The 14,995-nt window shown below is 32.2% G+C and carries 9 protein-coding genes; 7 read left to right on the top strand and 2 right to left on the bottom strand.

Features of this window, described 5'->3' with window-relative positions; genetic code table 11:
• Window positions 1-14: 14 nt before the first annotated feature.
• Window positions 15-1,985 carry an S-layer homology domain-containing protein gene (locus ACHUE4_RS06280; protein ID WP_394188523.1) on the bottom strand — a complete coding sequence of 657 codons (1,971 nt, stop codon included), beginning with the start codon at window positions 1,983-1,985 and terminating at the stop codon, window positions 15-17.
• Between the two features lie 215 nt (window positions 1,986-2,200).
• On the opposite strand from ACHUE4_RS06280, the gene ACHUE4_RS06275 reads away from it, so the two are divergent.
• Both ACHUE4_RS06275 and ACHUE4_RS06270 read left to right on the top strand, forming a co-directional pair.
• Window positions 2,201-3,409 carry an S-layer homology domain-containing protein gene (locus tag ACHUE4_RS06275; RefSeq protein ID WP_394188522.1) on the top strand — a complete coding sequence of 403 codons (1,209 nt, stop codon included), beginning with the start codon at window positions 2,201-2,203 and terminating at the stop codon, window positions 3,407-3,409.
• 176 nt (window positions 3,410-3,585) lie between these two features.
• Window positions 3,586-4,083, top strand: coding sequence for a C40 family peptidase (locus ACHUE4_RS06270; protein WP_394188521.1), 498 nt, complete (start codon window positions 3,586-3,588; stop codon window positions 4,081-4,083).
• 105 nt (window positions 4,084-4,188) lie between these two features.
• Here the strand turns inward: ACHUE4_RS06270 and ACHUE4_RS06265 are convergent, their stop codons facing one another.
• Window positions 4,189-6,456, bottom strand: coding sequence for an S-layer homology domain-containing protein (locus ACHUE4_RS06265; RefSeq protein ID WP_394188520.1), 2,268 nt, complete (start codon window positions 6,454-6,456; stop codon window positions 4,189-4,191).
• Between the two features lie 277 nt (window positions 6,457-6,733).
• Between ACHUE4_RS06265 and ACHUE4_RS06260 the strand changes: the two genes are divergently transcribed.
• The 5 genes from ACHUE4_RS06260 to murJ all read left to right on the top strand — a co-directional run bounded on the left by ACHUE4_RS06260 (window position 6,734) and on the right by murJ (window position 14,946).
• Window positions 6,734-8,197, top strand: a complete 1,464-nt coding sequence (locus tag ACHUE4_RS06260; RefSeq protein WP_394188519.1) for an O-antigen ligase family protein — start codon at window positions 6,734-6,736, stop codon at window positions 8,195-8,197.
• Between the two features lie 155 nt (window positions 8,198-8,352).
• The gene (locus ACHUE4_RS06255; RefSeq protein WP_394188518.1) at window positions 8,353-11,115 is read left to right on the top strand and encodes an S-layer homology domain-containing protein; all 2,763 of its coding nucleotides are present in this window, start codon (window positions 8,353-8,355) and stop codon (window positions 11,113-11,115) included.
• 88 nt (window positions 11,116-11,203) lie between these two features.
• Window positions 11,204-12,343, top strand: coding sequence for a polysaccharide pyruvyl transferase family protein (locus ACHUE4_RS06250; protein WP_394188517.1), 1,140 nt, complete (start codon window positions 11,204-11,206; stop codon window positions 12,341-12,343).
• A 5-nt stretch (window positions 12,344-12,348) separates the two neighbouring features.
• Window positions 12,349-13,440, top strand: coding sequence for a glycosyltransferase (locus tag ACHUE4_RS06245; RefSeq protein WP_394188516.1), 1,092 nt, complete (start codon window positions 12,349-12,351; stop codon window positions 13,438-13,440).
• A gap of 9 nt (window positions 13,441-13,449) precedes the next feature.
• Window positions 13,450-14,946: a murein biosynthesis integral membrane protein MurJ gene (gene murJ, locus ACHUE4_RS06240; RefSeq protein WP_394188515.1), complete on the top strand. Its 1,497-nt coding sequence runs from the start codon at window positions 13,450-13,452 to the stop codon at window positions 14,944-14,946.
• Window positions 14,947-14,995: the final 49 nt, after the last annotated feature.

Below are 14,995 nucleotides of genomic sequence, written 5' to 3'. Positions count from 1 at the left end.
CATCCCTCTTTTTTCTATTTAATAATATTTAATTCTTTAATATAATCGTCTGAGATATAGACTTTACTATTGAAAAGTAGGTCGGAATTAGTTTGTACCCAATCAATGTTACTACCATTAAATGTTTCGTGAATAAATATTGGCATGTTTTTCTTTTGATAACGGAAAAGAGGATTGTTTAACAAACTAGGATCTATTCTGACGTTTAAACCATCAATCGTTGTGATACCAATTTTAGGAGCATTATTTAAGTCTTTAAAGCCAAGAGCTTTATCAATTCGATAATAATGTCCTGCAGCTTTTGCTCCCCAATATGGATCCGATGCATATTTCACATTAAATCCAATATTTTTATTTCCAAACACAGCACCATTTGCATACTTAGCATTTGGTGGAATATAGTTTGTATTCCAAAAGGCATTAACTAACTCATAAATATTTTCTTCGATACTGTCAAAATCTTTATTTAGTGGATTGTCATCATATACATATAATCCAAATAAATTATCATAATTTTGAGCATGTGCACTTAAACCATAAGCACTTTCGTGTAGAGCGAGTGATAAAATCATTAAGGCATTTACTTGGTTTTCCTTCTCAATCTTCTTTAAAATTGATCCAATACCTATTAATTTACTCTTTGTTGAAGCATCAGAATAGTTTTTATAGGTTGATGGGTTAGCCTTGTATAAATTTTCTAATCTCGTAAGTTCTGAGTTAATATAAGTATCAATTTCTTCAGCCGTATAATTTGTTTCTGATCGTACAGGCTGATATTGATAAAATGAATAAGCTTCTCCAGCCACTACACTGTTTTGATCAAAGAATTTTGTACCATTCCAGCTATAATATGTTTTTCCTTCTATTAAAAATGAAGGAGCTTTACCTGCATTATAACTTGTTTGATATCCTAAAGCATGATTCCAAATTTTATGAGTTAATTCTCCATTTCTTGCTTCGTAAGACGAACGATTCTTTAGCATTGAATAAGGAATCAGTTTTACTGATGCTTGTTTAACATATGCAATCCGATCTGCGAATTGAACTTTTATGAATTCCCCATCACTATCTAGGTATTGTAATTCCGTGTCCACAGTTACGTATGTTTCAGCTGTCTTTTTATCTTCTTTATAAAAATATGTAAGAGAGGATGCGCCAGCCTTTCGAGTAACAGCTAATCCACTTGACATTTTAACGATATCATCATTTTTAAGGATTACTTGACTTCCACCTGACCAGTTTTCAAAAGCTTTTTGATAATCAGGGTAAATTTTGCCCTTATTTATTTGGCCATTTACAATTGTAGCTAACTGATAAACATTTTGTTCAATAGGGATTTCAGGATCTGTAGGCTCATCTGGTTTAAGTGCTTCTACAACTGCCATTAAGCGGAACAGGAAGGCAGAAGCTTGAGCGACAGTTGCATTATTTTTAGGTAAGAAATAAACTTGTCCCTTTTCAATTGTTGAATCTCCACGAATAATATTCAGGTTTACTGAGTTAGAAACTGCATCGATAAAGTTTTCACTAATACGGTAGGAATCTTTAAACGTTAGTTTCGTACTTGTAGTTGGTAATTCTAAATATCTTAATGCTTTGTTTAGCATTCCCGCCATTTGCTGTCTAGTAATGGCTAAATCCGGTTTAAATGTTTTATCCGGATAACCTGAAAGAATTCCCGACCCGGCAGCGTTTTGAATTTCTAAGGTTAAAGGGTTACTTGCTTTTAAATCTGTAAATTGATATTTAGTCGATGGAGGTAATTCTAATAATCTTGCAATATATACAGCGAATTCTCCACGTGTTACCTTTTTGTTTGGATTATAGTTCCCATTCACATCAGGTCTTAACGCACCCATGTTGATTAGAAATTCCATCTCATGTTTCATTTGGTGATTATCAATATCACTAGCAAAAACTGATGGAACACCAATCGAACCAATAAACATCATGATAATTAATATGTTGATAATAATTTTTTTCATTTTATGTATATTTCCCTCCTAAACTATCTTTCTACTAATTTTAACAGGAAATTGGTAATTTAACAGAATCATTTGAGCTATAAAATTAAGATTTGTCCTTGTATTATAATTATATATGGGAAAAGAATAGAGCAAATGAACTGTTAACTATATAAAGTATCAAAATATTACAATTTTCATGGTATTATTATCTTGAAGGATAGGGGGATTTTATTTTGAAGAAATTATGTCTATCAATTTTCTTTATTTTTGTTTTAACACTTATACCTACGCATTCTAATGCAACTTCCTCAATAAGAACTTCCGTATTCTCCGATTTATCGATCGCAAACTATTATTATGAAGTATTATATAGTTTACATTTAAAAGAAGTAATAGAAGGCGAAATTGATGAGAATGGTCATATATTAATTTCACCTAACCTAGAGGTTACTAGAGCAGAAGCGGCCTATATGTTATACCAATTATTAGGTATGTCTCCTGGTAATGAAACTCATTATAGTGATGTGAAAAGTAGCGACTGGTATGCAGATGCAGTATCTGCCATTAGTGAAAGACAAATTATGATTGGCTATCCTGATGGTTCATTCAAACCAAATGATCCACTCACAAGAGCTCATATGGCGAAAATAATCACAAAATCTTTTGGATATAATATACCAACTACTATTTCAAACAATTTTACGGATGTAAACGAAACATATAAGGGTTTTGTAGAAGCTCTATATGCTAATGGAATAACAACCGGGGTAACAACGACTAAATATGAACCTAATTTATATATTCCTAGAAAACAAATGGCTGCATTCTTAATGAGGGCTTATGATAATGTCCCGGGAAATGAATTCAATGATTATGAAGTAATGAACACAATAAATGAGAGCATTAGAAAGGTAAGGAATTTGTTAATACAAGGATTAGAAAACTCTTATCCAAATCAAAATGAAGAAGTTATAAAAAAAGATCTTCAACTATTAGCCACGAATCCTTATTATAGTAGAGCAGTAGAGGGATACATTGCTTCGTGCTATTTCTGTGATGGTGCAAACGTACCAAGAGATTTAGATTTTGGTCTGTTATTTAATCTTAAAAATCTATCAGCTACATCTATTATTTTAGAATCAGCTAGTCCTCGGAGTGAATTTCATTATGGTGTGAGAACTACTGTCGAGTTGATAAAGAATGAAAATAATTGGAAAATAAGAAATATAAATAGCCAAAGCCTTACGAATATTCCACTTTCTATGAATATTGCTGATGCATTAGACTATATTCCGTATCGTTTAGCAGTGGATTATAAAATAACGACAAACACAATTAGACATATTGGTAAGGAATCGAAAACTGGTCATGAGCTATTTAAAGTGAACGAAGAACATATTATTGGGTTTGATATAAGAGATGGTTACTTAGTTATACAATAAATAATTTTGTACTCAAGCGTAATTTCATAGCTTGAGTACTTTTTTGGTCAAGTTTCGCAAAAATGTAATGTTGTTGTTACATAAATGTAACCTAAAGGAGGTTTATTACATGATAAGATGAATTTAGTTAATTTTTCAGAAAATTGTAGCCATGGGCAGCCGGAGGATTTTAATTGATGAAATCGCAGTCAAACTTAGCTAAATTCATATCAATGATAACAATCTCACTATTATTAGTAGTAGGACCATTAGCAGATCAAACAGATGCAGCAAGTTCTGTAAATTCGGTACAACTTGTTAAAGCCGCTAACAGTGTTATTGGAACTAAATATGTTTATGGTGGGACAACAGCTAAAGGATTTGATTGTTCAGGTTTCATCGGATATGTTTACAAAAAAGTAGGCGTTTCTCTTCCAAGAACATCGGCTGGTATGTATGGAACTGGTTCATCGGTTTCAAAAAAAAATCTTCAAGCAGGTGACTTAGTTTTCTTTAATACATCTGGAAAAGGTGTATCCCATGCTGGTATTTATATTGGTAATGGTAAATTTGTTCATTCTTCTTCAAGTAAAGGTGTTTCAATTGCTAAATTGAATGATCCTTATTACTGGGGTTCAAAATATATGGGTGCAAAACGTGTAACGAAAGTTTCGCAAGTTGCTTCATCAAAATAATTCAATATTTTTTCACATACGTCCAATTGCGATTTAGTTCGCAATTGGACGTTTTTATAATATAAAAGACAGGATATGAAGTATTAAAACTTCACATCCTGTCTTTTACTGTGCATCTGTAAGTTCGGAACCTTGAGGTAGTATTTCAATCATTTGTATTTCTTTTAGACCTTTTTTAATTTTAGTGGTGTACCCTAATTTATTTTTGGATAAATAATTCGCTTTAGATCGAATCAGTTCCTCTATGACTGGAAGTCGAGAAGAATCAATCTTACTCCATAACTTATATGAATTAATTAAATCCTCCAAAGTTAAGTGTGAATAATCTCGACCAATAAACTCTTTATCTGTTGATACTTTATACCAAATATCACCATCTGGACGTAACCATAAGTCTTTTTCTTTGTCGATTGCTGATTGAATTTTTATAGCTGTTGTTAAATATTTCTCATCTCCAAACTCTTCATATGCTGTTAGCAATATATTCATTCCGCCTAGAACATGGTTCATAGAGGAGTGTGTGGTTATATCCTGCACGAGTGGAAAATAATCGGCAATATAATAAGAATCTGGATCTACGTGAATCACATTGCCTTTTGATTCTTGGCTGACTAGTAGATTTGCATAGTTTCTAAGTGGAGTCTGATAATTTGGATCCTTGAAGTCTTTTCCACTTCTATACAAAAATAATGCAATTTGCTCATTAAATCTTGTGTCAATAAATGGTGCAGTTATATTATATAGATTTTTAAGATAGGTACTAGTAACTTCAGTTTCCCAATAATTTTTTTCGCCTTTAAAATTTTGTAGATTCACAAAAGAGTTCACTATCAAATTATAAAAATATGGTTCATCATTTTGCATGTAAAGGTATAATGCGCGATCTTCTTTGACTAATAAAAGATTACGACCATATACTTGAAATGATAAAGGTAAAGGTTCTACGGAAGTTGCCATTTTGTTATATGGGCCTTCTGCAGTATACCAAGAATTTCGTTTTCTGAAATTAATGGCTGATTCTGACATCCAGTTATCCATGTTTTTTTTATCGATAAATAGATGCTCTTTTGAACTCATTGACCAATGGTCAACAATATCATATCCATGTGAAATAAGTGTGTTTATTGATATATGGGTGCCATTTAAAAATACTGAAGAATAGGCTTCAGTCTCCTCTACTAAATCTCGAGTATTACTGAAAGCTTTCTTACTGTATTTAAGTTTTAATTCTTTAGAGCGATATGCTTGTCCTATCATTTCTTGAGAAACTCTTCCATTAGTAAAAGTTTTTTCAATAATACCAGTTGGATAGGAAGTGGGATCGTAACCGAATGTATCATCGTATTTTTCTTCAATAGGATATCGATCATATCGATGAAGTTCGACACTATTAATATCAACCTGTTTTCGAATTATATCGATTTTCACAAAATTGTTTGAAGTGTTCTTAAGTTCGGTGAATAAGAAATAATCGCCATTATTTATTAATCTTTTTGTTACTTTAAGATAAGCGGATTTACCTTTAATGGCATATGAATAAATTGTATCTTTTGCAAAAGTATATTTAATAGAAGATTCTCCTAAAAAAGTAAGAGAGTCATTAGATCGAATGAATGTTTGGACATCATTATCAATAGGAAGTTCTGTAAAGTGTCTCTTTTCAGGAACTGCTATAAAATTGGATGAAAATTTGGGTTCAATTATTTTAACCGAAGGAACCTTTTCGATTAATTTAGTAGCTTTCAATGTACGATGAAGAATTACAGCAAAATGAGATCGATTAACATACGTATTCGGTTCGAAATTCCCATTGACTTTGCCTGTCATAATATTATGTTTTGAAATTATTTGAACATCGTTGATATGAGATTTATTGATTTTATCAAGATCCCTAAAATTTATAGATGTGCCTATGTCTTTTAATTTGAAAGCTCGGACGATGAGTGTTGCAAATTCTTCACGACTAATATATTCATTAACTCCAAATGTTCCATCCTTTTTAGGTTGGAAAATACCACGAGTAGAAGTAGACATTATTTCATTATAATATGCATTGTTTTCTTCAACATCAGAAAAGGGTATAGTGCTATCTGTATCTGGAATTTCCAGAGTGTCTGAAATTATTTTTGCAGCTTCTCCACGTGTAACAAATGCTGCTGGCCGATATTGACCATCAGGATAACCATTCATTTTATTTAGTTGTGCTAAATGAAGAATTTCATCCTTTGCCCAAAAATTATTTGGGATGTCTGTGAAATTGGATGCAGATTGCTGATCCTCGGCATGACTAGTATTTGATAATATAAAAAATGATACTGAAAATATTAACAAAGCGACTATTAGCGGAGCTTGTATAATACTTGAAAATTTCACTATAAAGTTCCTCCTAATTTTAATAAGCCTTTCTATTCTAACAAACTGTCATAAAAATCTATAGTTTTGTGTTAGGGGAATTATTAACAAAATTCGTTTTGATGAAAATAGGGTTGTATCAACATTACTCTATCAATCAACTAAACAGATAGATTGAATATTTACAAAATGCCTGTAATGAAATTGTAACTTTATAATTCCTCAGAACGCTCAAAATGATGTTATAATAACTCGTGATAAAAAAATTGTTTGGTTACATCTAGAAAGGAATTCTTAAATGACTATTTTAAATGAAAAATTAAATAAAAAAGATGTTCTCATCTTCTCAATAGCAATTCTCTTCCTAATAATTATCGCTTTTCTTCCTTCAACACTAGCTTTAATTATTTCTTCTGTTTTTTTTGCTGGGTTTGCTTATTTTAGACCGTTTCAAAGCTTGCTATTCTTAATAACCTATGTAAGTGTTCGTCCCATATTAATTGAATTTAATTCTGGTTTAAAATTAGTAGGGGATATTATTACTTTTGTCGTGTTTATTAAACTGATAGTGAATAGTAAAAAAGAATGGAAGTCTTTGTTTTATTTTAAATGGTTCGAATGGATTTTCTTTGCGTTTTTAGTTTTCGGAAGTATCATAGGGCTACTTAATGATGTGAGCATTGCTTCGGTTATTTTCCAACTTCGTACGTTTGTAATTATGTATATACTTTATTATGTAATTTCAAGAAGCTTGTTGCCAGATAACTGGTATCCAAGAATGGCTTGGGCAACAATTATTGTTAGTTTAGCTGCTTCAATTCATGGCTTAATCGAAAAGCTTTCAATGCGTCAATTGTTATTACCCGAAGAATGGCGTTATAAAATGTTATCTGCTACAAACTTTGTTCGTATTTACGGTTTACCTGGAAATCCTAATTCACTTGCTTTACTTTTGATTTTTGGGATTATTTCTATTTTGTTCCTACAATATCTTTATAAAAACCAAAAATATCAACTGTTTTTATATATTAACTTAGTGTTATTTATGGGGGTTTTAGTCTTAACTTACTCTCGTGGAACATGGATTTCAGCATTTATTTTTGCCGCAGTCTTTATCTTATTATCAAGACAGTGGAAACTACTTAAGAAATTAACAATAGCAGGTGTTGCATCATTTGCACTCATTTATTTACCTGTTAATTTCGGTGTTACATTCTTCCAATCATTAGGTTTAGAAGCGCCAGAGGGTGGATCAGGAAGTATCGGAGGAAGGTTTGAAGAAACTTTTGATGAAAAGAACTTAGCTCTTATGGCACAAAGTGGACGAGTTTTTTATTTGAAAAAAGGTTTTGAAGTTTTCTCTGACTATCCGATAACGGGTAGTGGTTTCGGTACTTTTGGTGGATCTGCAACACTTTCTTATGGTTCACCTATATATGATGAATATGGAATTCGTTCAGATATTTATGGTGGGAAGAATTTTTATTCTGATAACCAGTACATTCAAATCATTGCAGAAACAGGAATAGTTGGTGTACTTCTATTTGCTGGATTCTTGATAGGAATGTTGATGTTATTTTGGAAGCAACGAAAGACAGCTTTTGGCCAATTTATGATTGCATTTTGGTTAGCAACTGGTTTTTCAGGTTTCTACTATAATATTTGGGAACTTAAACTGTATACTATGTTTTATTTTATTATATTTGGTAGTTTTGCAAGTTACTTTAACTTATATAAGAAGATTCCATTTAGGGATCAATAAATCGAAGGACTCAGGAAGAGATTATACTTTTCCTGGGTTTTTTTGTGCGAATGACCCAAATGGTTCATAGAAGTAGATGACAATATTTGCTATGCTTGAATTTGGAAATATAGAAAGGACGGTGTGGAAGCTTCAAGTACTATGGAGCGTTTCTTATGAATAAAAAATGGTTATGGTTAATTTACACTTTTGTTGTTACATGTTTTCTTTTTACAAGTCCCTTATCGACACACGCATTTCAAGACGTGAAAAAGGATTATCCACTTTCTAGTGGAGTAGTGTATAAACAATATACATATATTAATAGTTTTACAAATTCAATCAATCACCTTTCAGTTAATTTGAATGACCCTTATACGAAATTAGCTGTAGGATTACCTTCTCCTACAAATCAATTAACGACAACGACAAAAATTTCGAATTTACATACTCGTGAAGGTAATCGCGTAGTAGGTGCTGTTAATGCTTCATTTTTTGAAACTAACAATAATATGCCACTTTATTTAATTTCTCAAAATAATGAAATCGTAAATGGTGGTGTCATATCTGATTCTCGTTCCAATTACGTAAGTGAACCAATCGCATTCGGTATTACAGCAGATGGAAATGCGGATATCGAAAATTTCGACTTTGATATTAAAGCTGAATATCGTGGAATTACTCATGATTTGACGGGTTTAAATAGACAGCGTCAAGGTAACGAAGCGATTATATTTACTCCGCAACACTTAAAAGCAACAACAGGATCTAATTCATATGGAATGGAAATTGTAGTGGAAACTTCAGCTCCAGTAACTTCTAATCATTTTGGTCAAGTTCTTGAAGGGAAAGTAACTTATATTCGTCCTTATGGATCAACCGAAGAAATACAAATTCCGAAAAATGGTTTTGTATTATCCGTGAATGGAACAAAATGGATGGATATTTTTCAAAATACAAGTTTGAATGAAACTATTAAACTTTCTTTTGATATTAATCCAAAGTGGAAAGACTCTCAATTTATGCTTGCTAGTGGCCCAATGTTATTACTAGACGGAAAGCCTTATATAACGATGGATACTTCCAACTATAGAGCAACTGAACTTGCACCTCGAAGTGCAATTGCTATCAGTAAAGATAAGAAGACAGTAAATTTAATTACGGTTGATGGTCGCCTAGATAGTTTTAGTAAAGGGATGTCTTTAACTCAATTTGCAAATTATTTAGCGAAACTTGGATTTGATAGAGCGATCAATTTAGATGGTGGTGGTTCCACTACAATGGGGATTCGCAATTATGGCAGTAACACCGTAGTTTTAGCAAATCGTCCATCTGATGGTTACGAAAGAAGAGTTTCCGCAATTCTAGAGGCTATTAGCACAGCTCCGACAGGAATGGCTAGTCGAATTAGTGCAAGTCGTGATCAAATCGGTACTCTTTTAGTTGGTGCTACTGTTAATCTAAAAGTAAACTATGTTTTAGATCAATTTTATAATCCGCTAAATATTAACACTTCTAATGTCAAAATTACGAGTGGTTCTTCTTTAATTAGTTCAAATGGGTTAAACTACACCGGTATTAAATCGGGAGAAGATCGGGTAAGTATAAATTATGATAATGCAAGCCAATCATTTCCGGTTAAAGTAGTAGATGCTCCATCAACTTTAACTATTTCTTCTACCGCATCTACATTAGAGCCGAATATGTCTATGACATTTAAAGCAACAGCAAAAGATTCAGAGAATAATAACCTAATTTATTCTCCAAACCAATTAACATGGTCAACTGAAGGAGATATTGGGACTATTTCTAGTTCAGGTGTTTTCAAATCGAATGGAAAATTAGGAAAAGGTATTATTAAAGCAAAATTAGGAACAAAGGAAGTTAGCAAAGAAATAGTAGTGAAATTAGCCTTTGAAGGAAACTCCTATTTAATCAGTAGTTTGGATACAGCAAATGGTTGGGTTTCTTCACAAGCAAATGCAAGTTCAACAATTTCATTAGCTAAGTCCCCAGATCCTACTAAATTAGGTAGTGGTTCTTTAAAATTATCATACGATATGACTGGGAATACTAGTGGAACTGCAGCTGTATATATGAATCGAACTTCACCAATTGAAATGCCAGGAGCACCATTGAAAATTGGTGTGTGGGTATTTGGAGATGGAAATGAAAATTGGTTAAGAGGTAGAGTCATAGACAACAGTGGTGCATTGCACACAATTAGTTTTACTGAAAACGATGGACTCAATTGGAATGGCTGGAAGTACGTTGAAGCCCCTATTCCAAGTTCCATCAATGCACCTATCAAAATAGAAAGCTTGTATATTGCTCAACCAACGTTAAGTAAGCAATCTAAAGGCGTGTTATATTTTGATAAGTTACAAGCTATCTATACCACTGCTTATCAAGAAGATTTATTTAATGATGTTTCTATCAAACATACGTATTTAAAAGAGATTAAATACTTAGTTGATAATAATTTAATTAATGGATATCTCGATGGGTATTTTAAACCTTCAGATACATTGTCAAGAGCACATGCAGCAGTTCTGTTAAGTAGAGCATTAGATTTAGATACTTCTAATCCACTTAATCCGAATTTTACAGATGTAGAGGTATCACATCCTTATTACAATGAAATTGCTGCAGTTTATCAAGCAAACATAGTAGGTGGTAAAGGGGACGGAACTTTCGATCCGAGTGGTACTTTAACACGTGCTCAAATGGCTGCCATATTAGTTAAAGCTTACAAATTAACTGGAGCTGGAAGTGTGCAGTTCTCAGATGTAAATTCAGAACATTGGGCTGATTTATCAATAAGAACTCTTGCCTATAATGAAGTGACTACAGGATATTTAGATGGAACATTTAAACCAGGTTTACCAGTTAGTCGAATGCACTTCAGTGTATTCCTATATAGAAGTATTCATAAATAATGTTACAAAACTCCTCATATCTTCTGAGGAGTTTTGTTGTCTATGTATGCTATAATCAACTATTATCAAACCGAAGGATGTATGCGAAATGAAAATTGGAATTGTAGGTAATTATGGGAATGACAATAATGGTGATGAGGCCATTCTTTTGAGTGTCATTCAACAAGTGAAAGATACATTTAACATTCACTCAAAACAAATCACAGTATTTAGTAATAACCCAGCTCAAACATCAAAGAGATACGAAGTAGAAAGTTATCCCTTATATTACAAAAATGGAAATCCGGCAAAAACATTTTTGAAAACCTTTAAAGAAAATAAAAAAATCGTTGCAACATTTGATTTACTCATCATTGGTGGTGGTGGAATTTTAATGGACTTGTACAAAAGAGAAGCTCCATTATATGGGTCTTATGCCATGATGGCAAAAAGTTCGAACGTTCCTTATATTGTTTATGGATGTGGAGCAGGTCCGTTAAATACGTCTCTAGGCAAATGGTTTATTCGCTATATGTGTAAGCATGCTCAAAGTGTTTCTGTGAGGGACCCTGAATCAAAACAGCTTTTGAAGTCGATTGGTGTTAGTAAGGAAGTTCTTGTTATGGGTGATCCAGCCTTTAGCCTACTTTATGATCGTCAAGAGTATAGCCCACTTCCTCGAAAAATTGGGGTCACTGCAGTGCCATACTACAATAATGCTTATTGGCCAGAAGGTAATGAGGAAAAATACAACAATTATATTACAGGTATGGCTAAAAATCTTGATGAAATTTCGACCAAATATGATGTGGAAATCACATTCTTTGCGACAAAATATCCTCAAGATGCTGATGTAACGAAAGATATTTTAACATTAATGACTCACAAGGAAAATGTGAAAATCATTGACCAAAACTTGTTGCCTGTTGATTTAATGGAAGTAACGGCTAAACAAGATTTAATTATTGGAACTCGGTTACATTCACTCATTTTAGCTACTGATACAAAAACGCCTATTATGGCTGTAGGATACCATCATAAGGTTACCGATTTCATGAAGCTCGCAAACTTAGATGAATACATTTATCATATCGATGATATTCATAAAGATTCGCATCTCTTCGTTAATGGATTTAATCAAATCTATCAAAATTGGGACTCAACTATTGCTACTACAAAATTGCTGTCCAATCGATTATATGAAGAGGCAATGATTGGGAAAAATCAAATGCTTAAAGCGGTGAAATAAAAATTATGAAAAAAGTGTTTATTCTCAGTAATATGTATCCATCAAAAAATCATTTGTCTTTTGGTATATTCGTAAAGAATCAAGTTGAGACTTTGAAGGAAAATAATATATCAGTATTGACAGGAGTTAATACTGATACAAGTAATGGGAAATTTAATGTATTGAAAAAATATGCTAAATGGTCTAATGAAGTTTTAATAAAAGCATTAAAAAATTCAAGAACTATTGAAATTTCACACGCTCATTATGTTTTTCCAACGGGATTACTTTCTTTATTACTAAAAAAAACTTTTGGTATTCCATATTTAGTTACTGCTCATGGCGGCGATATAGACAAAATGGCAAAAAAAAATAAATGGATTCGTAAAGTTACTCTAGTCATCTTAAAAGAAGCTGCTCATGTTATTGCGGTGGGGGAAGAATTAGCTGAAACAATTAAAAAGGACTTTTCCATTCCTCATGACAAAATTACAGTTATGAGTATGGGAGTGAATCGTAAAGTCTTTAAAGAAGCCAAGCAAGAAAAGGCAAGGAATGATTTGAACATACCACTTGAACCTTATATTTTTTTATTTGTAGGAAATTTGATCAAAGAAAAAGGTGTAAGTGAATTAATTAATGCCTTTCAGCAATTGGATGAGCCAAATAGCTTACTATATATTATTGGATCGAAGAAATCATCTCAATTCGTGGATCAACTTTACACTGAAGTAGAACCCGATTTTAAAAATAAAATTCATTTCATTGATCCTATTCCTCAGAATGAATTGGTAACATGGTTTCAAGCATCAAATGTTTTTGTTTTGCCATCTTATATAGAAGGTTTTGGTTTAGTTGCTTTAGAAGCGCTTGCATGTAAAATTCCCGTAATTGCATCAAGAGTAGGTGGTTTAGCACATTTATTAACTAATGGTGTTGGTCATTTTATCAAGCCTCGAGATAGTGAGAGTTTATATCTTGAGATGAAGAAAGCGGTAAATACTCCAAGGGAACAATATTATGTTGATGAAGCTGTGGAAAAAGTTTTAATTGAAAATGATCAAGAGATTTTGACTATAAAACTGATTGAATTGTATAAAAAACATTCAAAGATATAGAGGAATTCAATGAATAAATTCATGAAGATTATTGGTGCAGTCGCTATTATTAATATATTGGCTCGACTGTTCGGTTTTTTAAGAGAAATGGTTATTGGGTACCAATATGGAACAAGTTTCGTAGCTGATAGTATCATTACGGCATATACGATCCCAAATTTTTTATATTTAGTAGTAGGCGGGGCATTAACCACTGCCTTTATTTCTGTTGTAAATAAAAAAACTGTGGACTCTAAGAGTTTTGTCAGACAAACATTTACCATAATTTTAACAACCATTACGCTATTAACTTGTATCATTATTATCTTTACGGATCCATTACTACATTTATTCTTTGGGGATTTATCTGCTCAAGAATACGAACTTTCTCGAAACTTATTTTATTGGATGATGCCATCGACCATTCTTTTAGTTTTATCAACTTGGATGAGTGGTGTATTAAACGTAGAAAGCAAATTTCATTTGTCTAGTTTTGCTATTTTAATATATAATGCTTCTTTCTTATTAATCGCTGTAGCCTTTACGTACATCATGGGTGCGGAAGGTTATGGTGTTGGAGCTTTGATCAGTAGTGTAATTATGATTGGCTTTTTATATATAGGTATAAAAAAACTTCGAACCTATTCCCTAAAACCTATGTTCAATATTGATGGGAACACGAAGGACTTATGGAAAATTGCATTACCAATTATGTTGGGTGGTGCATCACTTCAGTTTTACATCATCATTCAACGAATATTTGCTGCCGGTTTTTCTGAGGGTGCAATTGCAGTTGTAAACTATGCATCTAAATTAACTCAATTTCCTCAAGCTGTGATGATGACTGCAGTTACAACAGTCATTTATCCACTACTTACTAAAAAGGTTGGAAATAATGATGAAAAAGCTGTACAAGATTTATATGGAAAAGGAATGCAATATTTAAGTTTATTATTGATTCCTACAACCATTTTTGCCTTTTTCTATTCGGAAACATTAGTAAGAATTATTTTTGAATATGGCAATTTCACTTCGGATTCAACAGAATACACAACACCTATTTTAAAAATCTTCACATTCACTATGTTTTTACTAGCAGCAAATACCTATGTTACGCGATTTTACTATGCAAAAGGAAATTCACATATTCCATTACTATTTAGTTTAATAAGTGTATTTGGAATAAATATTTCTGTCATTTTTCTTTTGAAAGAAGAATTAGGTGCTACTTCAATCGCATGGGGAACTTTTATAAGTGCATTTATTAATCTTATAATGCTTGTGATGTATTTACATGTTAAATACGACTTAAAGCTGATCTCTTCTTCAGGTCGTGGCATAAAGATGTTTCTAATGTATGTAGTGTTATCAGGTATTACGTGGCTTTCGACTTTTCTGACATTCGATTCAAAATGGTTAACATTTATATATGGCATTACCATATTTATGTTATCTTTCGTGTTGCTGATGTATGTATTTAAGTTTGATGAATTAAAATGGATTTTAAGGAAAATAAGGAAAAAATGAAACTTTATTAAAGTAAGCACGTTCTACTAGTTAACTAGTTTAAATTCTG

The organism is Paenisporosarcina quisquiliarum, assembly GCF_043641925.1.
Lineage (GTDB): Bacteria > Bacillota > Bacilli > Bacillales_A > Planococcaceae > Paenisporosarcina > Paenisporosarcina quisquiliarum_A.
This window is presented reverse-complemented; position numbering and strand designations above follow the sequence as displayed.